22 protein-coding genes and 1 pseudogene are annotated in these 25,186 nt (G+C 64.3%); 17 read left to right on the top strand and 6 right to left on the bottom strand.

What is annotated here, in order from left to right; all coding sequences use genetic code 11:
* Positions 1-157 precede the first annotated feature (157 nt).
* The 4 genes and pseudogenes from ABZO33_RS13535 (at position 158) to ABZO33_RS13520 (ending at position 2,776) form a co-directional block, all read left to right on the top strand.
* Positions 158-388: a hypothetical protein gene (locus tag ABZO33_RS13535; RefSeq protein WP_011536153.1), complete on the top strand. Its 231-nt coding sequence runs from the start codon at positions 158-160 to the stop codon at positions 386-388.
* A complete protein-coding gene (locus tag ABZO33_RS13530) occupies positions 385-687 on the top strand; it encodes a cell division protein ZapA (RefSeq protein WP_023630184.1) in 303 nt (100 codons plus the stop codon). The genes ABZO33_RS13535 and ABZO33_RS13530 overlap by 4 nt, the downstream gene beginning before the upstream one ends.
* A gap of 58 nt (positions 688-745) precedes the next feature.
* A pseudogene (locus ABZO33_RS13525) lies at positions 746-1,912 on the top strand (cache domain-containing protein); the annotation flags it as partial.
* 126 nt (positions 1,913-2,038) lie between these two features.
* Positions 2,039-2,776: a methyl-accepting chemotaxis protein gene (locus ABZO33_RS13520; RefSeq protein ID WP_414536554.1), complete on the top strand. Its 738-nt coding sequence runs from the start codon at positions 2,039-2,041 to the stop codon at positions 2,774-2,776.
* Positions 2,777-2,853: 77 nt separating this feature from the next.
* Here ABZO33_RS13520 and ABZO33_RS13515 read toward each other — a convergent pair whose 3' ends face one another.
* Entirely contained in the window at positions 2,854-3,894 is a 1,041-nt protein-coding gene (locus ABZO33_RS13515; protein ID WP_414536441.1) for a low specificity L-threonine aldolase, read from the bottom strand.
* Between the two features lie 215 nt (positions 3,895-4,109).
* Here ABZO33_RS13515 and ABZO33_RS13510 point away from each other — a divergent pair, with 215 nt between their 5' ends.
* The 7 genes from ABZO33_RS13510 to fdhA all read left to right on the top strand — a co-directional run bounded on the left by ABZO33_RS13510 (position 4,110) and on the right by fdhA (position 13,072).
* Complete coding sequence (locus ABZO33_RS13510) at positions 4,110-5,363, top strand: serine hydroxymethyltransferase (protein WP_414536440.1); 1,254 nt, start codon at positions 4,110-4,112, stop codon at positions 5,361-5,363.
* 15 nt (positions 5,364-5,378) lie between these two features.
* On the top strand, positions 5,379-6,629 hold the full coding sequence (locus ABZO33_RS13505; protein WP_046857448.1) for a sarcosine oxidase subunit beta family protein: 1,251 nt from the start codon (positions 5,379-5,381) through the stop codon (positions 6,627-6,629).
* A gap of 17 nt (positions 6,630-6,646) precedes the next feature.
* Positions 6,647-6,982, top strand: coding sequence for a sarcosine oxidase subunit delta (locus ABZO33_RS13500; protein WP_414536439.1), 336 nt, complete (start codon positions 6,647-6,649; stop codon positions 6,980-6,982).
* A complete protein-coding gene (locus ABZO33_RS13495; protein WP_414536438.1) occupies positions 6,979-9,996 on the top strand; it encodes a sarcosine oxidase subunit alpha in 3,018 nt (1,005 codons plus the stop codon). The genes ABZO33_RS13500 and ABZO33_RS13495 overlap by 4 nt, the downstream gene beginning before the upstream one ends.
* A gap of 138 nt (positions 9,997-10,134) precedes the next feature.
* The gene (locus ABZO33_RS13490) at positions 10,135-10,767 is read left to right on the top strand and encodes a sarcosine oxidase subunit gamma (RefSeq protein ID WP_414536437.1); all 633 of its coding nucleotides are present in this window, start codon (positions 10,135-10,137) and stop codon (positions 10,765-10,767) included.
* Between the two features lie 11 nt (positions 10,768-10,778).
* Positions 10,779-11,636 (top strand): formyltetrahydrofolate deformylase, encoded by an 858-nt coding sequence (gene purU / locus ABZO33_RS13485; protein ID WP_414536436.1) that lies wholly within the window; start codon positions 10,779-10,781, stop codon positions 11,634-11,636.
* A gap of 236 nt (positions 11,637-11,872) precedes the next feature.
* Complete coding sequence (gene fdhA, locus ABZO33_RS13480; RefSeq protein ID WP_046787516.1) at positions 11,873-13,072, top strand: formaldehyde dehydrogenase, glutathione-independent; 1,200 nt, start codon at positions 11,873-11,875, stop codon at positions 13,070-13,072.
* Positions 13,073-13,120: 48 nt separating this feature from the next.
* Here fdhA and ABZO33_RS13475 read toward each other — a convergent pair whose 3' ends face one another.
* Positions 13,121-13,981, bottom strand: coding sequence for an RHS repeat-associated core domain-containing protein (locus ABZO33_RS13475; RefSeq protein WP_414536435.1), 861 nt, complete (start codon positions 13,979-13,981; stop codon positions 13,121-13,123).
* A 396-nt stretch (positions 13,982-14,377) separates the two neighbouring features.
* Between ABZO33_RS13475 and ABZO33_RS13470 the strand changes: the two genes are divergently transcribed.
* Together ABZO33_RS13470 and ABZO33_RS13465 are read left to right on the top strand one after the other, a co-directional pair.
* Complete coding sequence (locus ABZO33_RS13470) at positions 14,378-14,656, top strand: hypothetical protein (RefSeq protein WP_062572570.1); 279 nt, start codon at positions 14,378-14,380, stop codon at positions 14,654-14,656.
* Positions 14,657-14,829: 173 nt separating this feature from the next.
* Positions 14,830-15,402, top strand: coding sequence for a DUF2780 domain-containing protein (locus ABZO33_RS13465; RefSeq protein ID WP_414536434.1), 573 nt, complete (start codon positions 14,830-14,832; stop codon positions 15,400-15,402).
* Positions 15,403-15,428: 26 nt separating this feature from the next.
* Here the strand turns inward: ABZO33_RS13465 and ABZO33_RS13460 are convergent, their stop codons facing one another.
* Positions 15,429-16,316, bottom strand: a complete 888-nt coding sequence (locus tag ABZO33_RS13460) for an acyltransferase (RefSeq protein WP_414536433.1) — start codon at positions 16,314-16,316, stop codon at positions 15,429-15,431.
* A 182-nt stretch (positions 16,317-16,498) separates the two neighbouring features.
* Here ABZO33_RS13460 and ABZO33_RS13455 point away from each other — a divergent pair, with 182 nt between their 5' ends.
* The 4 genes from ABZO33_RS13455 to creD all read left to right on the top strand — a co-directional run bounded on the left by ABZO33_RS13455 (position 16,499) and on the right by creD (position 20,756).
* The gene (locus ABZO33_RS13455) at positions 16,499-16,999 is read left to right on the top strand and encodes an ATP-dependent zinc protease (RefSeq protein WP_414536432.1); all 501 of its coding nucleotides are present in this window, start codon (positions 16,499-16,501) and stop codon (positions 16,997-16,999) included.
* 108 nt (positions 17,000-17,107) lie between these two features.
* On the top strand, positions 17,108-17,788 hold the full coding sequence (gene creB / locus ABZO33_RS13450) for a two-component system response regulator CreB (RefSeq protein ID WP_038707205.1): 681 nt from the start codon (positions 17,108-17,110) through the stop codon (positions 17,786-17,788).
* Positions 17,788-19,221, top strand: coding sequence for a two-component system sensor histidine kinase CreC (creC, locus tag ABZO33_RS13445; protein ID WP_414536431.1), 1,434 nt, complete (start codon positions 17,788-17,790; stop codon positions 19,219-19,221). The genes creB and creC overlap by 1 nt, the downstream gene beginning before the upstream one ends.
* Positions 19,222-19,427: 206 nt before the next feature.
* Positions 19,428-20,756 carry a cell envelope integrity protein CreD gene (gene creD, locus ABZO33_RS13440; RefSeq protein ID WP_414536430.1) on the top strand — a complete coding sequence of 443 codons (1,329 nt, stop codon included), beginning with the start codon at positions 19,428-19,430 and terminating at the stop codon, positions 20,754-20,756.
* A 159-nt stretch (positions 20,757-20,915) separates the two neighbouring features.
* Here the strand turns inward: creD and ABZO33_RS13435 are convergent, their stop codons facing one another.
* From ABZO33_RS13435 to ABZO33_RS13425, 3 genes are all read right to left on the bottom strand, one after another.
* Complete coding sequence (locus tag ABZO33_RS13435) at positions 20,916-21,530, bottom strand: glutathione S-transferase (protein WP_414536429.1); 615 nt, start codon at positions 21,528-21,530, stop codon at positions 20,916-20,918.
* Positions 21,531-21,533: 3 nt separating this feature from the next.
* Positions 21,534-22,202: a peptide-methionine (S)-S-oxide reductase MsrA gene (msrA, locus tag ABZO33_RS13430; RefSeq protein WP_023632108.1), complete on the bottom strand. Its 669-nt coding sequence runs from the start codon at positions 22,200-22,202 to the stop codon at positions 21,534-21,536.
* A 153-nt stretch (positions 22,203-22,355) separates the two neighbouring features.
* Positions 22,356-25,049 (bottom strand): putative bifunctional diguanylate cyclase/phosphodiesterase, encoded by a 2,694-nt coding sequence (locus ABZO33_RS13425; RefSeq protein ID WP_414536428.1) that lies wholly within the window; start codon positions 25,047-25,049, stop codon positions 22,356-22,358.
* Between the last annotated feature and the right edge of the window lie 137 nt (positions 25,050-25,186).

Genomic DNA, 25,186 nt, shown 5'->3' with positions numbered 1-25,186 from the left:
ACTATTTTCCTGACCAGCGGTTGATCCAGGTCGGAACAAGCGCGGTGATCCTGAGTCAACCTGAACCCGGCAAACACCTTTTGAATCCGATATTTAATGGCGGGGGCGCAGGTTTTTCCTTATCGTGTGCGCCCTTTGCAACAACCGAGATAGACGCATGTTGGAAACTTCCCTGAATCAACTCGAGCAACTGGTCAGCGACCTGATGCACAAGAACGCACAGCTGGCCGAGCAGAACGCCAGCCTCAGCCAGGAACTGGCCCAGGCCAAGGAAGAAAACGACAGCCTGCAGTTGTCGCTGATGGAACAGGAAGAGAAGCACGGCGCCACCGCCGCGCGCATCCAGGCCTTGGTCGAGCGCGCCAGCGCAGGTGTCGTGAACGCATGAGACTGCAAGCGCAGCCGGTCAACGTCGTGTCGATCCTGGGCAACGACTATTCGCTGAAGGCTCCCGAGGGCCAGGAAGAAACCCTGAACCAGGCCGTGCGCATGCTCAATGTCGCGCTGGCCGAGACCAAGCGCAGCTACCCGACGCTGATCGGCGACAAGCTGCTGGTGCTGGCCGCCCTGAACCTGTGCTCCAAGCAGATCGAACTGCAGCGCGAGCACGACCGCACCCTCGAGCGCACCCAGGCGCAGATCGACGCTACGGTCGATGCCATCAGCAAGGCCGTCTCCGACGTCTGAGTGATGTCATGGCGGGGCTTCGTGGGAGCGACGATGCGGCGACCCGACCTGCCCCGCGATGGTGGCGGCCATCCTGTCGCAGATCACTGGAACAACTGGATACTTAAGTGTATACACTTCCCGAAAAACAATAATTATCGGGGAGTGGGATATGCGTATCTGGCAGCGGAGTATCCAGTGGCAATTGATCGCGAGCATGGGCGCCGCCCTGCTGGCGAGCATCCTGGTGGTGGTGGCGATCTACACGGTGGCGCTCAATCGCCTCACCGAACGCTACCTGGTCGACACGGCGCTGCCGGCCAGCGTCGAGGCCATCCGCAACGATATCGAGCGCATGCTCGGCCAGCCGCTGGTGGCGGCGGCGGACATCGCTGGCAACACCCTCCTGCGTGACTGGCTGGCCGCCGGTGAAACCCCGGCCGAACTGCCGCGCTTCATCGAATACCTGGACGCGGCCAAGCAGCGCAACCACGCCTTTACCACTCTGTTCGCCTCCGCAGTGAGCGGCAACTACTACAACGAAAAAGGCCTGGACCGCACCCTCAGCCGTGCCAACCCCAAGGACAAGTGGTTCTACGGCTACATCGACAGTGGCGCTGAGCGCCTGATCAACATCGATATCGACGGCTCCACCGGCGAGCTGGCGCTGTTCATCGACTACCGGGTCGAGAAGGATGGCCAGCTGGTCGGTGTAGCCGGCATGGGCCTGCGCATGACCGAGCTGTCGAAGCTGATCCACGACTTCAGCTTCGGCGAGCACGGCAAGGTGTTCCTGGTGCGCAACGACGGGCTGATCCAGGTCCATCCCGACCAGCAGTTCAGCGGCAAGCGTCAACTTGCCGAGCAACTGGACGTCGAGGCGGCGAAGGCTGTGCTGGTGGGCGGCGAGGGCCTGCGCAGCAGCCGTTTCCAGCGTGATGGCGCGGACTACCTGGCCTTGGGCTTGCCATTGCGCGACCTGAACTGGACGCTGGTGGCCGAGGTGCCGGAAGCCGAGATCTACGCCCAGGCACGCCAGGCAATCTGGCAGACCTGCCTGATTGGCGGCGGCGTGGCGCTGATTTCGTTGTTGCTGGTGGTGCTGCTGGCGCGCGGGCTGGTGCGGCCGATCCGCCAGGTCACGGCGGCGCTGGTGCAGATTGGCAGTGGTGCGGGCGACCTCAGCCATCGCCTGGACGATGCGCGCCAGGACGAACTGGGCGACCTGGCCCGAGGCTTCAATCGTTTCCTCGACAGCCAGCGCGGTCTGATCGGCGAGGTGCTGCGCACCACTGAACGCCTGCACCAGTCGGTGGAGCAGGTGACCCAGGTGGTGGACAACACCGCCGAGCGCTCGGGCCGCCAGCAGGAAATGACCGAGATGGTCGCCACCGCCGTGCACGAGATGGGCCTGACCGTGCAGGATATCGCCCAGAACGCCGGCTCCGCCGCCCACGCCTCGCAATCGGCGCGGGATGAGGCACTGCAGGCGCGGGAAGTGGTGCGCCGCTCCATCCACAACATCGAGGGCATGTCCGGGGAGATTGGTCGCGCCGCCGAGGCCGTGACGCAGCTGGCCGACGAGGTTGCCTCGATCGATGAAGTGCTGGCGGTGATCCGCAGCATTTCCGAGCAGACCAACCTGCTGGCGCTCAACGCCGCCATCGAGGCAGCGCGGGCCGGCGAGATGGGGCGGGGCTTCGCGGTTGTCGCCGATGAAGTGCGCACCTTGGCGCGGCGTACCCAGGTGTCCACCGACGAAGTGCAGCAGATGATCCAGCGCCTCAAGCACGGCGCCGGCATGGCAGTTGCGTCGATGCAGGCCGGTCAAACGGCCACCGGCAACGGCGTCGAGTCGAGCCAGCGTACCGGCACCTCGCTGGGCGCTATCACCGATCAGGTCGAGCGCATCAGCGGCATGAACGAGCAGGTGGCCACCGCCACCGAGGAACAGTCGGCGGTGACCGAGGAGATCAACCGGACGGTGCAGGGGATTTCCGACCTGGCGCGGCAGACAGCGGCTGAGGTGCAGGGGTGCCGAGAAGAATGCCAGGCGTTGCGTGGGTTGGCCGATGACCTGGCGCGGCAGATGGGAGGCTTCCGTCTCTAGCTGATCGCGGGGCAAGCCCGCTCCCACAAGCGCTTTGGAATGGCGTGGGAGCGGGCTAGCCCCGCGATGGCGATTGATCAGGCGCCGAAGATCGCGCGGATATCCGCCGCCAACTCCCGCACGCGCGATTCCTGGGTATCCCACGAGCACATGAACCGCGCACCACCGCTACCGATGAAGGTATAGAAACGCCAGCCTTTGTTGCGCAGCGCCTCCAGCGCAGGTTCCGGCATCTGCAGGAACACCCCGTTGGCCTCCACCGGGAACATCAGCTCCACTCCCGGCAGGTCACTCACAAGCGATGCCAGCAGCTGCGCGCAGTGGTTGGCGTGCTGGCCATGGCGCATCCAGGCGCCGTCTTCGAGCAGCCCGACCCAGGGTGCCGACAGGAAGCGCATCTTCGACGCCAACTGTCCGGCCTGCTTGCAGCGGTAGTCGAAATCTTCTGCCAGGGCGCGGTTGAAGAACAGGATTGCCTCGCCCACCGCCATGCCGTTCTTGGTGCCGCCAAAGCACAGCACATCGACGCCAGACTTCCAGGTCAGTTCGGCCGGCGAACAGCCGAGGAAAGCGCAGGCATTGGTGAAGCGCGCGCCGTCCATGTGCAGGTTCAGGCCCAGTTCCTTGCAGGTGGCGCTGATCGCCTTGAGCTCGTCGGGGCGGTAGACGGTGCCCACTTCGGTGGCCTGGGTAAGGGTCACCACCCGCGGCTTGGGGTAGTGGATGTCCTGGCGCTTGAGTGCCACTTCGCGGATCGACTCGGGGGTGAGCTTGCCGTTGACGCTGGGCGCGGTGAGCAGCTTGGAGCCGTTGGAGAAGAACTCCGGCGCGCCGCATTCGTCGGTTTCGACGTGGGCGGTCTCGGAGCAGATCACGCTGTGGTAGCTCTGGCACAGCGAGGCCAGGGCCAGGGAGTTGGCGGCGGTGCCGTTGAAGGCGAAGAACACTTCGCAGTCGGTCTCGAACAGCTTGCGGAAGTACTCCGAGGCGCGTTCGGTCCACTGGTCGTCGCCGTAGGCGCGTTCGTGGCCCTGGTTGGCCTTTTCCATCGCGGCCCAGGCTTCGGGGCAGATGCCGGAATAGTTGTCGCTGGCGAATTGCTGGTTGTTATTGGTCATGACGCCTGTCCTTTTTACGACGCAGGCACGCACTCTAAACCATCGATTCGAGGGTTGCCTATACAAGCCTTGGCTGGCCCTGGGGAGCAATGTCGTAAACGCGCCATTGCAAGGCGCGCGCAGGCATCTGTACCGCCGTGCCCGGTCATACCATCGCTGCAAAGGGTGGGAAAACCCTCACCAGACAAGAAACGATCGCTGCCGGGAGATACACGATGTTCAGCAAGCAAGACCAGATCCAGGGTTATGACGACGCACTGCTGGCGGCGATGAATGCCGAGGAGCAGCGCCAGGAAGATCACATCGAGCTGATCGCCTCGGAGAACTACACCAGCAAGCGCGTGATGCAGGCCCAGGGCAGCGGCCTGACCAACAAGTACGCCGAAGGCTACCCGGGCAAGCGCTACTACGGTGGCTGCGAGCATGTGGACAAAGTCGAGGCGCTGGCCATCGAGCGCGCCAAGCAGCTGTTCGGCGCCGACTACGCCAACGTCCAGCCGCACTCCGGTTCCTCGGCCAACAGCGCGGTGTACCTGGCCCTGCTGCAGGCCGGCGACACCATCCTGGGCATGAGCCTGGCCCACGGCGGCCACCTGACCCATGGCGCCAAGGTGTCGTCCTCGGGCAAGCTGTACAACGCTGTTCAATATGGCATCAATACCGACACCGGCCTGATCGACTACGACGAGGTCGAGCGCCTGGCCGTGGAGCACAAGCCGAAGATGATCGTCGCCGGCTTCTCGGCCTACTCCAAGACCCTGGATTTCCCGCGTTTTCGCCAGATCGCCGATAAAGTCGGGGCGCTGCTGTTCGTCGACATGGCCCACGTCGCCGGCCTGGTTGCCGCCGGCCTGTACCCCAACCCGATCCCCTTCGCCGACGTGGTCACCACCACCACCCACAAGACCCTGCGCGGTCCGCGTGGCGGCCTGATCCTGGCCAGGTCCAACGAAGAGATCGAGAAGAAGCTCAACGCCGCCGTGTTCCCCGGTGCCCAGGGCGGCCCGCTGATGCACGTGATCGCCGCCAAGGCGGTGTGCTTCAAGGAAGCGCTTGAGCCTGGCTTCAAGGCCTATCAGAAACAAGTCATTGAAAACGCCCAGGCCATGGCCCAGGTGTTCATCGACCGCGGCTACGACGTGGTCTCCGGCGGTACCGACAACCACCTGTTCCTGGTCAGCCTGATCCGCCAGGGCCTGACCGGCAAGGACGCCGACGCCGCCCTGGGCCGCGCCCATATCACCGTCAACAAGAACGCCGTGCCCAACGACCCGCAGTCGCCGTTCGTCACCTCGGGCCTGCGCATCGGCACCCCGGCCGTCACCACCCGCGGCTTCAAGGTTGCCCAGTGCGTGGCGCTGGCCGGCTGGATCTGCGATGTGCTGGACAACCTGGGCGACGCCGATGTCGAGGCCGATGTGGCCAAGAACGTCGCCGCGCTGTGCGCCGACTTCCCGGTCTACCGCTGAGTGGAGCAGAACACCATGCAACGTTATTCGGGCTTCGGCCTCTTCAAGCACTCCCTCAGCCACCACGAGAACTGGCAGCGCATGTGGCGCACGCCGACGCCGAAGAAGGTCTACGACGTGGTCATCGTTGGCGGTGGCGGCCATGGCCTGGCCACCGCCTACTACCTGGCCAAGGAGCACGGCATCACCAACGTGGCGGTGATCGAGAAGGGTTACCTGGGCGGCGGCAACACCGCCCGCAACACCACCATCGTGCGTTCCAACTACCTGTGGGACGAGTCGGCGCACCTGTACGAGCACGCCATGAAGCTGTGGGAAGGCCTCTCGCAGGACATCAACTACAACGTGATGTTCTCCCAGCGCGGCGTCTACAACCTGTGCCACACCCTGCAGGACATTCGTGACTCCGAGCGTCGGGTCAACGCCAACCGCCTCAACGGCGTCGACGGCGAGCTGATCCGTACCGAACAGGTGGCGGCCGAGATCCCCTACCTGGACTGCTCGAAGAACACCCGCTACCCGATCCTCGGCGCCACCGTGCAACGGCGTGGCGGGGTGGCCCGCCACGACGCTGTGGCCTGGGGCTTCGCCCGGGCCGCCGACGCCCTGGGCGTGGACCTGATCCAGCAGACCGAAGTGATTGGCTTCCGTAAAGAAAACGGCGCAGTAATCGGCGTCGAGACCAACAAGGGCTTCATCGGCGCCAAGCGCGTCGGCGTGGTCACCGCCGGTAACTCCGGGCACATGGCCAAGCTGGCCGGCTTCCGCCTGCCGCTGGAGTCGCACCCGCTGCAGGCGCTGGTATCGGAGCCGATCAAGCCGATCATCGACAGCGTGATCATGTCCAACGCCGTGCACGGTTACATCAGCCAGTCCGACAAGGGCGACCTGGTGATCGGCGCCGGTATCGATGGCTGGGTCGGCTACGGCCAGCGCGGCTCCTACCCGGTCATCGAGCACACCCTGCAGGCGATCGTCGAGATGTTCCCGATCCTCTCCCGGGTGCGCATGAACCGTCAGTGGGGCGGCATCGTCGATACCACCCCCGACGCCTGCCCGATCATTTCCAAGACCCCGGTGAAGAACATGTTCTTCAACTGCGGCTGGGGCACCGGCGGCTTCAAGGCCACCCCGGGCTCGGGCAACGTCTTCGCCGCGAGCCTGGCCAAGGGCGAGATGCACCCGCTGGCCGCGCCTTTCTCCATCGACCGTTTCTACAACGGCGCGCTGATCGACGAACACGGCGCCGCTGCCGTCGCCCACTGACCCCGGAGACAACCGTCATGTTGCACATCTTCTGTCCCCACTGCGGCGAGCTGCGCTCCGAGGAAGAATTCCACGCGTCTGGCCAGGCCCACATCGCCCGCCCGCTGGACCCGAACGCCTGCTCCGACGAGGAGTGGGGTACCTACATGTTCTTCCGCGATAACCCGCGTGGCATCCACCACGAGCTGTGGGACCACGTTGCCGGCTGCCGCCAGTACTTCAACGTCACCCGCGACACCGTGACCTACGAAATTCTGGAAACCTACAAGATCGGCGAGAAGCCTCAGGTCACCGCCGCCTCGAAACAGAGCAGCGCGCCAGTGACCGCCAAGGGCCAAGGGGAAAAAGTATGAGCCAGACCTATCGCCTCGCCAGCGGCGGCCGTATCGACCGCAGCAAGGTGCTGAACTTCACCTTCAACGGCAAGACCTACCAGGGTTATGCCGGCGACACCCTGGCCGCCGCACTGCTGGCCAACGGCGTCGACATCGTCGGGCGCAGCTTCAAGTACTCGCGCCCGCGCGGGATCATCGCCGCCGGCACCGAAGAACCGAACGCGATCCTGCAGATCGGCGCCAGCGAAGCCACCCAGATCCCCAACGTGCGCGCCACCCAGCAGGCCTTATACGCGGGCCTGGTGGCCACCAGCACCAACGGCTGGCCGAACGTCAACAACGACATGATGGGCATCATCGGCAAGGTCGGCGGCAGCATGATGCCGCCCGGGTTCTACTACAAGACCTTCATGTACCCCAAGTCGTTCTGGATGACCTACGAGAAGTACATCCGCAAGGCGGCGGGCCTCGGCCGTGCACCGCTGCAGAATGATCCGGACAGCTACGACTACATGAACCAGCACTGCGACGTGCTGATCGTCGGCGGCGGCCCTGCCGGTCTGGCCGCTGCACTGGCCGCCGCGCGCAGCGGTGCCCGGGTGATCCTCGCCGATGAACAGGAAGAGTTCGGCGGCACCTTGCTCGACAGCCGCGAAACCCTCGACGGCAAACCGGCCGCCGATTGGGTCAACGCCGTGGTGGCCGAGCTGGAGAGCCTGCCGGAAGTCACCCTGCTGCCGCGCAGCACGGTCAACGGCTACCACGACCACAACTTCCTCACCATCCACGAACGCCTCACCGACCACTTCGGCGACCGCGCCCCGATCGGCCAGGTGCGTCAGCGCGTGCACCGTGTACGTGCCAACCGCGTGGTGCTGGCCGCCGGCGCCCATGAGCGTCCACTGGTGTACGGCAACAACGACCTGCCGGGCAACATGCTCGCTGGCGCCGTCTCTACCTACGTGCGTCGTTATGGCGTGGCCCCGGGCCGCAAACTGGTGCTGTCGACCAACAACGACCACGCCTACCGCGCCGCGCTGGATTGGCACGACGCCGGTCTGCAAGTGGTCGCCATCGCTGACGCCCGCCACAACCCACGCGGTTCGCTGGTCGAGGAAGCGCGTGCCAAGGGCATCCGCATTCTCACTTCCAGCGCCGTGATCGAGGCCAAGGGCAGCAAGCACGTCACCGGTGCCCGCGTGGCCGCCATCGATGTGCAGGCGCACAAGGTCACCAGCCCCGGTGAAACCCTCGACTGCGACCTGATCGCCACCTCCGGCGGCTACAGCCCGGTGGTGCACCTGGCCTCGCACCTGGGCGGTCGCCCGGTGTGGCGTGAAGATATCCTCGGCTTCGTGCCCGGCGATGCCCCGCAGAAGCGCGTGTGTGTCGGTGGGGTGAACGGTGTCTACGCCCTCGGTGACGTGATCGCCGACGGTTTCGAAGGCGGTGTGCGCGCCGCCACCGAGGCCGGCTTCAAGGCCAGTGTCGGCACCCTGCCGAAAACCCTGGCGCGCAAGGAAGAGGCCACCGTGGCCTTGTTCCAGGTGCCCCACGATAAAGGCACCGCCCGTGCGCCGAAGCAGTTCGTCGACCAGCAGAACGACGTCACCGCCGCCGCTATCGAGCTGGCCACCCGCGAAGGCTTCGAGTCGGTCGAGCACGTCAAGCGCTACACCGCGCTGGGCTTCGGCACCGACCAGGGCAAGCTGGGCAACATCAACGGCCTGGCCATCGCCGCCCGTTCGCTCGGGATAGGCATCCCAGAAATGGGCACCACCATGTTCCGCCCCAACTACACGCCGGTGACCTTCGGCGCGGTGGCGGGCCGGCATTGCGGGCACCTGTTCGAGCCGGTGCGCTTCACCGCCCTGCATGCCTGGCACGTCAAGAACGGCGCCGAGTTCGAGGACGTCGGCCAATGGAAGCGCCCGTGGTACTTCCCCAAACCGGGCGAAGATATCCACACCGCCGTGGCCCGCGAATGCAAGGCCGTGCGTGACAGCGTCGGCCTGCTCGACGCCTCGACCCTGGGCAAGATCGACATCCAGGGCGCGGACGCCCGCGAGTTCCTCAACCGCATCTACAGCAACGCCTGGACCAAGCTCGACGTGGGCAAGGCCCGCTACGGCCTGATGTGCAAGGAAGACGGCATGGTCTTCGATGACGGCGTGACCGCCTGCGTCGGCGACAACCACTTCATCATGACCACCACCACCGGCGGCGCCGCCCGCGTGCTGCAGTGGCTGGAGCTGTACCACCAGACCGAATGGCCAGAGATGAAGGTGTTCTTCACCTCGGTCACCGACCACTGGGCGACCATGACCCTGTCCGGCCCCAACAGCCGCAAGCTGCTGGCCGAGGTCAGCGACATCGACCTGGACAAGGAAGGCTTCCCGTTCATGAGCTGGAAGGAAGGCCTGGTCGGCGGCGTACCGGCGCGGGTGTTCCGCATCTCGTTCACCGGCGAGCTGTCGTACGAGATCAACGTGCAGGCCAACTACGCCATGGGCGTGCTGGAGCAGATCGTCGAGGCCGGGAAAAAGTACAACCTGACCCCGTACGGCACCGAGACCATGCACGTGCTGCGCGCCGAGAAGGGTTTCATCATCGTCGGCCAGGACACCGACGGCTCGATGACCCCGGACGACCTCAACATGAGCTGGTGCGTGGGCCGCAACAAGACCTTCTCGTGGATCGGCCTGCGTGGCATGAACCGTGAGGACACCACCCGCGACAATCGCAAGCAGCTGGTGGGCCTCAAGCCCGTGGACCCGAACGTGTGGCTGCCGGAGGGCGCCCAGCTGGTGTTCGACCCCAAGCAGCCGATCCCGATGGACATGGTCGGTCACGTCACCTCCAGCTACGCGGCCAACTCCCTGGGTTATTCGTTCGCGATGGGCGTGGTCAAGGGTGGTCTCAAGCGCATGGGCGAGCGGGTGTATTCGCCGCAGGCCGATGGCAGCGTGATCGAGGCCGAGATCGTGTCTTCGGTGTTCTTCGATCCGAAGGGTGAGCGGCAGAACGTTTGATTCCGCGATGACGGGATCTTTTGTGGGAGCGAGCTTGCCTCGCGATGCGATGGTGGCCTTGATGCCGCTATCGCGGGGCAAGCCCGCTCCCACGAGGTCAGTGTGGTTCCTCGCACAAGAATTCAAGGCAGGTAAGAAATGAGCGCTATCAACGTCTTCCAGCAAAACCCGGGCCCTGAGGCCAAGGCCCAGTCGCCGCTGCACCACGCCGACCTGGCCAGCCTGGTCGGCAAGGGCCGCAAGAACGCAGGCGTGACCCTGCGCGAGAAGAAACTCCTCGGCCACCTGACCCTGCGTGGCGACGGCCATGACCAGGCCTTCGCCGGCGGTGTACACAAGGCCCTGGGGCTGGAGCTGCCGGTGGCCCTGACCGTGGTCGCCAACAGCGAGATGTCGCTGCAGTGGGTCGGCCCGGACGAGTGGCTGCTGATCGTTCCCGGCGGCCAGGAGTTCGCCGTGGAGCAGAAGCTGCGCGACGCCCTCGACGGCCAGCATGTCCAGGTGGTCAACGTCACCGGCGGGCAGACCCTGCTCGAACTGCGCGGCCCCAACGTGCGCGACGTGCTGATGAAATCCACCAGCTATGATGTACACCCGAACAACTTCCCGGTCGGCAAGGCCGTCGGCACCGTGTTCGCCAAGTCGCAGCTGGTGATCCGCCGCACCGCCGAGGACACCTGGGAGCTGGTGATCCGCCGCAGCTTCTCCGACTACTGGTGGCTGTGGCTGCAGGACGCGTCGGCCGAGTACGGCCTGGCCATCGAAGCGTAAGGAGCAGCACCATGAGTCGGGCACCGGACACCTGGATTCTCACCGCCGACTGCCCGAGCATGCTCGGCACGGTCGATGTGGTGACGCGTCACCTCTACGAGCAGCGCTGCTACGTCACCGAGCACCATTCCTTCGATGACCGTCTGTCGGGGCGGTTCTTCATTCGCGTGGAGTTCCGCGCCGCGGACGGCTTCGACGAGGCCGGCTTCCGTGCCGGCCTCGCCGAACGCAGCGAAGCCTTCGGCATGGCCTTCGAGCTGACCGCGCCCAACCACCGCCCCAAGGTGGTGATCATGGTGTCCAAGGCCGACCACTGCCTGAACGACCTGCTGTATCGCCAGCGTATCGGCCAACTGGCCATGGACGTGGTCGCGGTGGTGTCCAACCACCCCGACCTGGAGCCCTTGGCGCACTGGCACAAGATTCCCTATTACCATTTCGCCCTCGACCCGAACGACAAGCCGGCGCAGGAGCGCAAGGTGTTGCAGGTGATCGAGGAGAGCGGTGCCGAACTGGTGATCCTCGCCCGCTACATGCAGGTGCTGTCGCCGGAGCTGTGCCGCCGGCTGGATGGCTGGGCGATCAACATCCACCACTCGCTGCTGCCTGGGTTCAAGGGCGCCAAGCCGTATCACCAGGCCTACAACAAGGGCGTGAAGATGGTGGGTGCCACCGCGCACTACATCAACAACGACCTGGACGAAGGGCCGATCATCGCCCAGGGCGTGGAGGTGGTGGACCACAGCCACTACCCGGAAGACCTGATCGCCAAGGGGCGGGACATCGAGTGCCTGACCCTGGCGCGGGCGGTGGGCTACCACATTGAAAGAAGGGTGTTCCTGAACGCCAATCGTACTGTCGTTCTCTAAACCGAAACCATCGCGGGGCAAGCCCGCTCCCACGCTGTATGTGGGAGCGGGCTTGCCCCGCGATGGTTTTTTTACGACAGATGGTGCGCCGCAAACAGGCATCCTCCTGTCGCATCCAGTCACCGCCCCATCCCCCATCAAGCCCACAATCCCTTCATTCCAGTAACACAGGCCGCCCACGGAAGGCGGCGCTTTCCACCACCGCTGCATAAATACAAATCAAGCGAGGTAAGAGCATGTCTGGTAACCGTGGAGTGGTGTATCTCGGCGCGGGCAAGGTCGAGGTGCAGAAGATCGACTACCCCAAGATGCAGGACCCGCGCGGCAAGAAGATCGAGCACGGTGTCATCCTCAAGGTGGTCTCCACCAACATCTGCGGCTCCGACCAGCACATGGTCCGTGGCCGTACCACCGCCCAGGTCGGCCTGGTGCTGGGCCATGAAATCACCGGTGAAATCGTCGAAATGGGCCGTGACGTCGAGCGCCTGAAAATCGGCGATCTGGTGTCGGTACCCTTCAACGTCGCCTGCGGGCGCTGCCGCTCGTGCAAAGAGATGCACACCGGCGTCTGCCTCACCGTCAACCCGGCCCGCGCCGGCGGCGCCTACGGCTACGTCGACATGGGTGACTGGACCGGCGGCCAGGCCGAATATGTGCTGGTGCCGTACGCCGACTTCAACCTGCTGAAACTGCCTGACCGCGACAAGGCCATGGAGAAGATCCGCGACCTGACCTGCCTGTCCGATATCCTCCCAACCGGTTACCACGGCGCTGTCACCGCAGGTGTTGGCCCAGGCAGCACGGTGTATGTCGCAGGTGCCGGCCCGGTTGGCCTGGCCGCCGCAGCGTCCGCCCGCCTGCTGGGCGCCGCCTGCGTGATCGTCGGCGATCTCAACCCGTTGCGCTTGGCCCACGCCAAGTCCCAGGGCTTCGAAGTGGTCGACCTGTCCAAGGACACCCCGCTGCACGAGCAGATCGTCGATATCCTCGGCGAGCCGGAAGTGGATTGCGCCGTCGATGCGGTGGGCTTCGAGGCCCGTGGCCATGGCCACGAAGGCGCCAAGCACGAAGCCCCGGCCACCGTGCTCAACTCACTGATGCAGGTGACCCGCGTCGCCGGCAACATCGGTATCCCGGGCCTGTACGTGACCGAAGACCCGGGCGCGGTGGATGCCGCCGCCAAGATTGGTGCCCTGAGCATTCGTTTCGGCCTGGGTTGGGCCAAGTCCCACAGCTTCCACACTGGGCAGACCCCGACCATGAAGTACAACCGCCAGTTGATGCAGGCGATCATGTGGGATCGCATCAATATCGCCGAAGTGGTGGGGGTGCAGGTGATCAGCCTGGATCAGGCGCCGGAGGGGTATGGGGAGTTTGACGCGGGGGTGCCGAAGAAGTTTGTGATTGATCCGCATAAGACGTTTAGTGCGGCCTAGATAAATAGCCTGGCAAAGCCCCAATTAGGGGCTTTGCTATTTGGAATGTTACTGTCCCTGTCTGAGGTTGTCTATTTTCTGATGTAAAATTCGAGTGCTTTCTGATAGCTGTTCGTGCTGCTGTATTAGGTCGTTAAGTTGTCGAGTGCCGTTTCTACTTTCGTAAGATCCTAGAGTGTGATGATTTATATAGTTCTGCGTCTTGCGGATGTTTTTTTTCAGTTCTTTCTGTTTTGCAGTGTTTTTATCAATTGTCTTTTTATAGGATTGCTCTTTCTTAAGTTGTTTCATGCTTAATGAAGGGCGTTGCGTCGTAGGCGCTGTTACTGTGCTTGGTGCGAGAGATATGTCATTAGTGATAGGTGGGGCCGAAGGCTCATATTGGTCATAAGCGGGTGCAGAGGGGTCATAAGGGTTTTGAGGTGGTGCATAGGGGGCGTAGTAGCCAGGAGGCTGCTCAAAAACTGAGCTTGCGCTTGGTATCGGATTTCTTGGTCGTGTGGCGACGCTGAAACTCGGGGGGGCGTCGTAGCTTGGAAGAGAAGACGTGCTTGAAGAGCGACGCATATGGCCGGTTGGGTCAGTGTAGTTGATTGGGTCGCCTTCGCAGAATATATACGCGTTCAAGCCACCGCTGCCGAATGGGCTATAGCTATCTGGCGAATTGAAACGCATCAAGGTTGAGTTATAGCAGCGATAGCCTCTCCCAAGTAAGTAATAGCCTTGATTTGTGCGTGGTTCACCTGTGAATCCCAGCAAGGAGACCTTTCCGTTATCGACCGGGTCATGTCCGAAAGCTGAATAAGAGAACGCACTTCCATTGTCGCGCGCCTGATGGTACAGAGTCGATCTTTGTCTGTCCGTCGCCAGCAATGCTGTTACTGGGGAGCGGCGGCGTTCCTGTGTCATGGTGGCTCCGGCTTTGACCTTTAGGTTCCATGACTTTGCGGTCGAGATCCTCAGCCGGCAACTGTTAAAATTGCTAGGTTTGAGGAATATTCCTACTGGGTCTCAGGTTACTTTCCGCTGGCGAGGATAGATTGCAGGAAATACCCTACGCAGTCTGTCGATACACGTCTGATTGTCCGGGGAAATCCTGACCACTAGGCTTTCCCGGTCGCTGTCGATTCAGCGATCGGGCGTGGAAACCCGGCATTAGCATGGTTGTTGTCGTCATGACGGCTGTACGCGGGAGGTCTCTGGGCCTGCCGGGTTCACCATGCACCGGTCTTTCCACCCCGTGTACAGCTGTCACCCTGATGTGTGGAAGCGGAAGGGTGGCACCCAACACTGCATGGTGCCTCGATGAAAAAAATCGTCCCCGACCCACCCCACCAATTCGCCTTACCCCCTGACAAATCCCTCGCCCGCGCCATCCATGACGGTGTCGTGCCCATGGAATACGTGCTGGCCAACGTCTCCCACTACCTGATGTTCGCCTTCAGCGACAGCCACCGGGCGCTGGACCGCATCGAGGACGAAGAGACGCGGCAATTGCTCAAGCTTGGGCTACGGGCCATGCAGATCGCCTGGGGGCAGGCAGATGCGCTGGCCAGTGCGGTTGAAAACAGAGCTGGCCAGTAGCTGCCCATCGCGGGGCAAGCCCGCTCCCACGAATGACCCAGCGCTTCGTGGGAGCGGGCTTGCCCCGCGATTAGGCCCTTGCAATGAACACCGATGGCCGGCCCGGAACAAACCCCTGCCACCCCAGTCCAACCCTCGTTTCCCGGCCATTCCGGCCGACGAGGTCCCTCCCGATGAAAGCATTCACCCTGGCAACCCTGATGACCCTGGCCGCAAGCCCGGTGTTCGCCTTCAACCTCAGCGACGCGGCCAATGCGGTCTCGGCCATGCAGAACCAGAATCAACAGGGCCAGGTGCAGGCGCCGGCCGGCCAGGCCAACCTCCTCAATACCTTGGGCAGCGAATTGAAGATCACCCCCGAACAGGCCATCGGCGGGGCCGGGGCGATGCTGGGGCTGGCGCGCAACAACCTCAGCGGCGACGACTATGGGCAACTGACCCAGGCCGTGCCGGGCCTGGACCTGTTGTCCGGCAGCAATGGGCTGGGTGGGTTGAGCGGGCTGGGGCAGTTGCTCGGCAATGGCAAGAACAGCCCGGCCCTGAGCAATGCCCTGGGCGGCGAGGTGGAAAACCGCAACGACCTGGACAACGCCTTCAAGGCGCTGGGCATGGATACCGGCATGATCGGGCAGTTCGCGCCGTTGATCCTGCAGTACCTGGGGCAGCAGGGGATTGCCGGGTCGTTGTTGCAGAATCTGGGGAGCTTGTGGAGCAACCCTGCGCCGCTGGGCCAGCCATCGGTCTGATAGGCCGGCACGGGCAAGGTGGCGCGTCAGCGCATTTCTTCACGCAATTGCGCGATCCGCTGGTCCTTGTCCAGCCACAGCTGGTTGACCCAGGCCTGCACCGTCTGACGAAACGCCGGGTCGTTCTCGTAGTCGCCCTCGCACAGCGCCGGGTCCAGCTCGCGCACGCGGATGTCGATGATCACCCGGCTGATGCTGCCGTTGAGCAGGTCCCAGAAGCCCGGCGCCTTGTCGCCGGGATAGACGATGGTCACGTCCAGCAGCGCATCCAGCTGCTCGCCCAGCGCCGCCAGCACGAAGGCCACGCCGCCGGCCTTGGGCTTGAGCAGGTAGCGGTAGGGCGATTGCTGCTCGGCACGCTTGGCCTCGGTGAAGCGGGTGCCTTCGAGGTAGTTGACCACGGTCACCGGCTGGCGCTTGAACAGCTCGCAGGCGGCCTTGGTGATCTCCAGGTCCTTGCCCTTGAGTTCGGGGTGCTTGTCGAGGAAGGCCTTGCTGTAGCGCTTCATGAACGGATAGTCCAAGCCCCACCAGGCCAGGCCCAGCAACGGTACCCAGATCAGCTCCTTCTTGAGGAAGAACTTGAAGAACGGCACGCGGCGGTTGAGGCTCTCGATCAGCGCGGGGATATCGACCCAGGTCTGGTGGTTGCTCACGCACAGGTACGAGGTGTCGCTGCGCAGCGTGTCGACGCCGCGGATGTCCCACTGGGTGGGGATGCACAGGGCGAAGATGGCCTTGTCGATCTCCGACCAGGTTTCGGCGACCCACATCACCGCGGCCGACGCGTAGTCGCGGCCACGGCCTGGCAGCACCAGCTTGAGCAGGGCGAAGACCAGCAGCGGGCCGATCAGCACCAGGGTGTTGAGCAGCAGCAGGGTGAGGGTGAGGATGCCGGTCAGCAGGCGACGCATAAGGGGACTCTTGTTGTGTGAAGTGAACGGTTGGCAATGATAAGCAGGGTATGGCCCTTAGCCAAACGTCGTACGTCCATTAACTGGGACAAATGTTTCACATTATGTTGTTTAACCTGTGGCGACGAACCTATCCTGCCCGCGCAGTCTAAGCACTGACCCCTCTCAAGGAAGCCTGCCCCGTGAAACCCTTGCTTGCCCTGCTGTCTCTTCTGGCGCTGCCGGTGATGGCCGCCGAACCGACGCTCTATGGCCGTTACGAGAACATCAAGCTGCCGGAAATCGGCCAGACCCTCAAAGCCAAGATGGATACCGGTGCCTGGACCGCTTCGCTGTCGGCCAAGGACATCGAGATGTTCAGCCGTGATGGCAACGAGTGGGTGCGCTTCCGCCTGGCGACCGAGGGTGCCAGCGACAAGCTCTACGAGCATGAAGTGTCGCGTATCAGCAAGATCAAGAACCGCGCCGAGGAAGATGACGAGGAGGAGTCGCCAGCGCTCTCGCATCGCCCGGTGATCGACCTGGAAATGTGCCTGGGCGATGTGAAACGCACCGTGGAGGTCAACCTGGTCGACCGCAGCAATTTCCGTTATCCGCTGTTGATCGGCTCCAAGGCCCTGCGCAAGTTCAAGGCGGCGGTGGATCCGCGCGAGAAGTTCACGGCGGGCAATCCGGGCTGCTGATGCCGCAGCTGCAAGCATGGAGCGACAAGCTGCAAGAAACAGCGGATCGGTGTAAGTTGCCGCGATCCGCTTTCACTTGAAGCTTGCAGCTCGAGGCTTGCCGCTCAGATGCCCCACATCCTCATCGTCGAAGACGAATCCGCCATCGCCGACACCCTTATCTACGCCTTGCAGGCCGACGGCCACAGCACCGAATGGGTGACCCTCGGCAGCGCCGCCGTCGAGCAGCAGCGTCTGCGCCCGGCCGACCTGGTGATCCTCGACATTGGCCTGCCCGACATCAGCGGCTTCGAGACCTGCCGCCAGCTGCGCCGCTTCAGCGAGGTGCCGGTGATGTTCCTCAGCGCCCGCGACGCCGAGATCGACCGCGTGCTGGGCCTGGAAATCGGCGCCGACGACTACGTGGTCAAACCATTCAGCCCCCGCGAAGTGGCGGCGCGGGTACGGGCGATCCTCAAGCGCATGGCGCCGAGGGTTGAAGTGGCCAGCGACAGCACGCCGTTCCAGCTCGATACCCTGGCGATGCGTATCAGCTACCGGGGCCAGGCGCTGGCGCTCACCCGCCACGAGTTCCGCCTGCTGCAAAGCCTGCTCGAGCAACCGCGACGGGTGTTCAGCCGCGAGCAACTGCTCGACGGCCTGGGCGTGGCCTCGGACGTGGGCTATGAGCGCACCATCGACAGCCATATCAAGAGCCTGCGCGCCAAGCTGCGCCAGGTCGCGCCCGACGCCGAGGCGATTCAGACGCACCGCGGCCTGGGCTACAGCTACAGCCCGGAGCACGCCTGATGCGCCTGGGGATTCGCATTTTCCTGGTGTACTTCCTGTTCGTCGGCCTGGCGGGCTACTTCCTGCTCAACACGGTGCGCGAGCAGATCCGCCCGGTGGTGCGCCAGTCATCCGAAGAAACCCTGGTGGACACCGCCAACCTGCTGGCCGAGATCCTTCATGACGATGTGAAGAACGGCACACTGACCCAGAGCCGCCTGTCGCAGGTGCTGGCTTCCTATGGCGAGCGGCGCCCGAGCGCGCAGATCTGGGGGCTGGCGAAAAACCAGGTCAGCCACCGGATCTACGTGACCGATGCCAAGGGCATCGTCCTGCTCGACTCCAGCGGGCAGGCCGTGGGCAAGGATTATTCGCGCTGGAACGACGTCTACCTGACCCTGCGTGGCCAGTACGGCGCACGTTCGACCCGCAGCGACCCGGATGACGAAAGCACTTCGGTGATGCATGTGGCGGCGCCGATCCTCGACGGTGGCCAGATCATCGGCGTGGTGACGGTGGCGAAGCCCAACAGCTCTCTGCAGCCATACATCGATCGTTCCGAGCGGCGCCTGCTGATCCTCGGCCTCGGGCTGATCGTGCTCGGCCTGTTGGTGGGCGCGGCGCTGTCGTGGTGGCTGACTCGCTCGCTGCGCCGCCTTACCCACTATGCCCAGGCGGTCAGCGAGGGCCAGCGTGCCGCGCTGCCGCACTACAAGGGCGGCGAGCTGCTGCAACTGGCCACGGCGGTAGAGCGCATGCGCACCCAGCTCGAAGGCAAGGCCTATGTCGAACGCTACGTGCACACGCTCACCCATGAGCTCAAGAGCCCGCTGGCGGCGATCCGTGGCGCCTCGGAGCTGCTCCAGGGCGACATGCCGCAAGAGCAGCGGGCGCGCTTTGCCGGCAATATCGAGCGCGAGAGCGACCGCTTGCAGCAGATGATCGAGCGGTTGCTCAACCTGGCCCGGGTCGAACAGATGCAGGCCCTGGAGGACGAGCAGCAGGTGGCGGTGGCGGCGTTGATCGACGAGCTGCTGCTGGCCCATGGCGCGAGGATCGACGGCGCCGGATTGCAGGTGCGCCAGCGGATCCCGGCGGGCCTCAGGCTGCTGTGTGATCCATTCCTGATGCGCCAGGCGCTGGCCAACCTGCTGGACAACGCGCTGGATTTCACCCCGCAGCAAGGCAAGCTTGCCTTCGAGCTGGAACGCGATGGCGAGCGGGTGGCCTTGAGCCTGTTCAACCAGGGGCAGGCGATTCCCGAATATGCCCTGGGCCGGGTCAGCGAGCGGTTCTATTCGCTGCCAAGGCCCGGCACCGGGCGCAAGAGCACCGGGCTGGGGCTGAACTTCGTGGCCGAGGTGATGCAGCTGCATGGCGGGGTGTTGGCGGTGGACAACGTCGAGGGTGGGGTGCGGGTGAGGTTGTGGCTACCTGCGCGGCGACTCGACTGAGAGGCGGATACACTGTGGGAGCGGGCTTGCCCCGCGATGAGGCCAGCCCAGGCAACATGACTGCCTGATCGGGCCTCATCGCGGGGTAAGCCCGCTCCCACGTTGTGTTGCCATCCAAGCAATCTCCACACAATCTCCACATTTCCTCCCCAAGGGCTCCACGTGGCGGGCAGACACTGCCCCCATCGCAAACGGAGCCCAACCCCATGAACAAGACCTTAGGTTTCAAGCTCGGCCTGATCGCCGTGCTGATCCTGCTGCTGCTGATTCCCCTGCTGATGATCGGCGGCCTGATCGACGAACGGCAGCAACTGCGCAACAACGTGCTCGGCGAGATCGCCGCGAGCTCCAGCTTCGACCAGCTGGTCAGTGGCCCGGTGGTGGTGGTGCCTTATCGCAAGTACGAGCGCCGCTGGATCGACAAGGACGGCAAGAGCGTCCAGGAAACCAGCACGGTCCACGGCCAGTTGTACTTCCTGCCGGAAACCTTCGAAATGGATGTGGGCGTCGATACCGAGCTGCGTGCCCGGGGCATCTACCAGGCGCGCCTGTTCCATGCCAAGAGCAGGATCAGTGGCCGCTTCAAGCTGCCCGAGCGCTGGGGGATCGACAAGGACTACGACGACTATCGCTTCGACAAGCCGCGGTTGATGGTCGGCATCAGTGACATCCGCGGCATCGAGAACAGCCTTGAACTGAAGTTGGACGACCAGCGCCTGCCGTTCCAGCCGGGCAATGGTGTCGACTGGATGCCTGGCGGCGTGCATGTGGACCTGCCGCAGTTCAGCGAGCCGCAGGCCCGCGAGTTCACCTATGCCTTCGACCTGGACCTGCTGGGCACCGGACAACTGGCCGTGCTGCCGGTCGGGCGCAGCAGTACCGTGGACATGCGCGCCAACTGGCCGCACCCAAGCTTCATCGGCAACTTCCTGCCCAGCCGCCGCGCGATCGACGAGAAAGGCTTCAGCGCCCACTGGCAGACCACGTTCTTCGCCACCAATCTGGAAGAGGCGGTGCGCCTGTGCGCCACGGCCGGCAAGTGCGGCGACTTCAACGAGCGCGCCTTCGGTGTCAGCTTCGTCGACCCGGTGGACCAGTACCTCAAGAGCGAGCGGGCGATCAAGTACGCGCTGCTGTTCATTGCCCTGACCTTCGCCGGCTTCTTCCTGTTCGAGGTGCTGAAGAACCTCAGCGTGCATCCGGTGCAGTACATCCTGGTGGGCGTGGCCCTGGCGTTCTTCTATCTGCTGCTGCTGTCGTTGTCGGAACACCTGGGGTTCGGCCTGGCTTATGGGCTGTCGGCGTCGGGTTGTGTGCTGCTGATCGGCTTCTACCTGGTGCACGTACTGCGCAGCCTGGGGCGCGGGGTGGGCTTTGCGGCGGGGCTGGCGGCGTTGTACGGCATGCTCTACGGGCTGCTCAGCGCCGAGGACTACGCACTGCTGATGGGCTCGTTGCTGTGCTTTGGCCTGCTCGGGGTGTTCATGGTGCTGACCCGTCGGCTGGACTGGTCGCGGGTGGGGAGGTTGGGATGAGGGAGGATAGAGAGATCGGGCGCTGGTTGGCCTACCGGATTGCGCTGCTGTTTCCTGTAAGACCGAGGTGAATCCATCGCGGGGCAAGCCCGCTCCCACGCCCAATCCCGATACTGGGGTAATGGCGTGGTAGCGGGCTTGCCCCGCGATGGGGGTCTGTCAGGCTGGCGGCACAGTCGCCAGCATCGACGCCCGCTGGCTGACCTCGGCATACCACGCCGCCAGCCCTGGATACTGCCCGCGCCAATCGAACTCAGGCTGGCGCAGGTCCAGATACCCCAGGGCGCAGGCCACACCGATCGCGGCGATATCGAAGCCGGAGATGATCTCCGCCAGGTGCTCGTGCTCCAGGCTCGCCAGCCCACGGCGAATCTTCTCGCCCTGCGCGGTAACCCAACCGTTCCACTGCTTGTCCACCGGGCGCAGGAAGGTCTCGTAGCGCGTGGCCACCGCCGCGTCCATGATCGCATCGGCCTGCGACGCCAGGGTAAGCCGCCGCCAGCGCGCCGAGCCCTCGCGGGGGATCAACGGCAGGCCGACATGCTGGCTGTCGAGGTACTCGCAGATCACCCGGCTGTCGTGCAGTACGCTGCCGTCATCCAGGCGCAGGGCCGGGATCTTGCCGATCGGGTTGCCCTGGTTGAGCTGCTCGTCGCCGTTCACTGGGCTGATGTTCACGCCCTGCACGCTGACACGATCCAGCTGGCCGGTCTCGTGCAAGACGATCATCACCTTGCGCACGAAGGGCGACAACGGCGAATGGAACAGAATCATGGCTCAGTTGCCCTGCAGACTGGGCGGCAGGCACACGCCGGTGCCGCCGATGCCGCAGTAGCCGTCCGGGTTCTTGGCCAGGTACTGCTGGTGGTAGGCCTCGGCGAAGTACACGGTCGGCGCCTGGGCGATCTCGGTGGTGATCTCGCCGAAGCCGGCCTTGCTCAGCTCGGCCTGGAAGGCGGCCTGGCTGGCCTGGGCTTCCTCGAGTTGCTGCGGCGAGGTGCAGTAGATCGCCGAGCGGTACTGGGTGCCGACATCGTTGCCCTGGCGCATGCCCTGGGTCGGGTTGTGCAGCTCCCAGAACATCGCCAGCAGTTCGCGGTAGCTGACCTTGTTCTTGTCGAACACCACCAGCACCACTTCGGTGTGGCCGGTCAGGCCCGAGCAGACCTCTTCATAGGTCGGGTTGGGGGTGAAGCCGCCGGCATAGCCGACCACGGTGCTGACCACGCCTTCGCGCTGCCAGAAGCGCCGTTCGGCACCCCAGAAGCAGCCCAGGCCGAAGATGGCGAAGTCGATGTCGCCTTCGAAGAACGGGCCGAGCAGCGGGGTGCCTTCGAACACATAGTGGAACTCGGGCAGGGTCATCGGGGTTTCACGGCCAGGCAGGGCCTGTTCCGCGGTGGGCAGGACGTTTTTGTTCACCAGGATTTCCGAACGCAGGACCATGGCCGTTCCTCTGTGTTTTTCAGTGGGATAGGTGTTGGCCTTATCGCGGGGCAAGCCCGCTCCCACGCAGGCTATACGCAGACTGCGTAGGAGCGGGCTTGCCCCGCGAAGGGGCCCGAATGGTTCCTATAGTGCCCGAGGTTGGCGCCGCTGTCAGTCCACCGGCCCACGCGGATAACGGCGCAGCTTCTCGCTCAGCTCGCGCCCCGGGATAGGGCGGTCGAACAGGTAGCCCTGGCCGACGTCGCAGCGGTGGCGGCGCAGGAATGCCAGCTGCTCGGGCGTCTCGATGCCCTCGGCGACCACCTTGAGCTTGAGGTTGTGGGCCATGGCCACCACCGCCGAGGTGATCTCCATGTCGTCCTGGTTGTCGGGGATTTCGTTGATGAAGCTGCGGTCGATCTTGATGATGTCGATCGGGAACTTCTTCAGGTAGCTCAGCGACGAGTAACCGGTGCCGAAGTCGTCCATGGCCAGGGTCAGGCCCAGGGCCTTGAGCTCGTCGAGTTGGCGGTGCGTGTCTTCGCTGGCTTCGAGCAGCAGGCCTTCGGTCAGCTCGAGTTCCAGCAGGTGCGGTGGCAGGGCTTCTTCCTTGAGGATGCCGGCGATCGAGCCGACCAGCTCCGGGTCGGAGAACTGCTTGGGCGACAGGTTGATCGCCACGTGCAGGTTGCCAAGACCTGCTTCGCGCAGCTGCTGGCTCATGCGGCAGGCCTGGCGCACCACCCACTTGCCAATGGGGATGATCAGGCCGGTTTCCTCGGCCACGCTGATGAACTGGTCGGGGCGGATCATGCCGCGCTCGGGGTGGTTCCAGCGCAGCAGCGCCTCCAGGCCCAGCAGGCGACCGCTGCGCAGGCACAGCTTGGGTTGGTAGAACACTTCCAGTTCGTTCTGGGTCAGGGCGCGGCGCAGGTTGTTCTCGACGAACAGCTTGTAGCTGGCCTCGGCGTTGAGCACCTCGGTGAACACCTGGACCTGGTGCTTGCCGTTGGCCTTGGCCTTGTGCAGGGCCAGGCCTGCGTTCTTCATCAGCGTGGCCGGGTCGCTGCCGTGCAGCGGCGCGCAGGCCAGGCCCACGGAGGCGGTGACGTTGATCAGCTGGTTGTCGACGAACATCGGCTTGTCGAGGGTGCGCAGCAGCTGGTGGGCCACGCCCTGGCCGTCATCGAGGCTGGTGTCGTCGAGCAGCACGGCGAACTCGTTGCTGGCGAAGCGCGCCAGGCTACCGCCGTTGCTCAGGCTGTTGCGCAGGCGCCGGGCCAGGCTGATCAGCAGCTTGTCGCCGGTCTGGTGACCGAGGCTGTCGTTGATCCGCTTGAAGTTGTCGATGTCCACCAGCAGCAGGCAGATCGGGCTGTTGCTGTCGCGGGCGAAGCGCTCGTCGAGGTTGCGGATGAATGCCGGGCGGTTGCCCAGGTTGGTCAGGTTGTCGGTGTAGGCCAGGCGCTCGATACGCTGCTGGGCCAGCTTGGTCTGGGTGACATCCTCGTAGATGCCGATGTAGTGGGTCAGTTCGCGGTTGTCACCGTACACCTTGGAGATCGACAGCTGGCCCCAGTAGGGCTCGAGGTTCTTGCGCCGGCTCTTGAACTCGCCCTGCCAGCTGTTGCCCATGGCCAGGCTCGACGGCGAGTCGAACAGCAGCTCGCTGAGGTTTTCCAGGGCCGGCAGTTCGGCCAGGTGGTGGCCCTGGACTTCCTCGGTGCTGTACTGGGTAATCGCGGTGAAGCTGGGGTTGACGTACTCCACCACGCCGTCGCGATTGACCAGCAGGAAGGCGCTGGCGCTCTGCTCCACGGCCCGCTGGAACAGATGCAGGGCGCTGGCGGCGGTGCGCCGGTTGTGGTTGTTGATGACCTGGGCGAACTGGTCGGCCAGCTCGCCGGCGAAGGCGATCTCGTCCGACTGCCAGGCCCGCGGCTGGCCGGTCTGTTCCAGGCACAGCACGCCGACCACCTGGCCATCGATGCGGATACTGGCATCGAGCATGGCGTTGTCGTCGGTGCCGTACAGCGACTCCGCCATCTCGCGGGTGCGCGGGTCGTGGCTGGCGTTGTGGGCGTCGATGGCGCGGCTGGCGTGCAGGGCCTCGAGGTAGTCGGGGAAGCGGCTGGCGTCGATCGCCTCGGGCATGCGGTGTTGCTGTTCGCGGCGGTACCAGGCGCTGATCGGCTCAAGGCGCTGCTCGTCCAGGTACCAGATGCTGGCGCAGTCGACCCGGTAGATCTCGCAGGCGCTGCGGGTGATCAGCTCGGCGGCTTCGAGCAACGAGTTGCCGACGCTGTAGCGCTGGCGCGCCAGGCGCAGGATCAAGTCCTGCTGGGCGCGGACCCGGTCCAGGTGCTCGAGCTGCTCCTGTTGAGCGCGCTGGTTCAGCTGCAGGGCCAGCTGCAGGCGGTTGTTGCGCGATTCCAGGTCGTTGGCGTCGAGGTCGGGGGCGTCCTGCTGGTGGTCGTCGAACACCGTCAGGTAGCCACGCAACAATTGGCGGTTGTGCTGCTTGTAGCTTTCGCCGACTTCCAGCAGGCGCAGTGGCGCGGGGCTGGCGTGCAGGGTATAGCGCACCCGGTAGTAGCCGCGCTGGGCCAGTTGCAGCTGGATTTCATCGTGCAGCTTGTAGCGCGCCTCCGGCTCCATGAGGCTGGCATAGGGTGAGCCGATCAGGGCGCAGAGCTCGGCGGCGGGCAGGCCGAACTGGCGGTCGCAGGCCGGATCGAGGTAGAGCATCGCCCAACTGGCTTCGTTCAGCCGTTCGAAACGCAGCATGCCGAGCCGCGAGGGCACGGGGAGCTGCGTCACGACCTCGGCCGCCACACGGCTGGCGGCATCGGGTTGGCTTTTCATCGAAGACTCGCTTGAACTGGGGCGCGGCCTGAGGCACGGCGTATCGGGCAAGGTTGCATCATGTCCCGTGGGCTGGCAAGCGGCCATGCGGGATGCTGTGAACAGGTTGTCGGCCAACAGGATGAAATCTGAAGCGA

Source organism: Pseudomonas sp. CAM1A, from assembly GCF_047501685.1.
Taxonomy (GTDB): Bacteria; Pseudomonadota; Gammaproteobacteria; order Pseudomonadales; family Pseudomonadaceae; genus Aquipseudomonas.
Note: the sequence above shows the minus strand (reverse complement) of the source record. Positions and strands in the feature narration are given on the sequence as shown.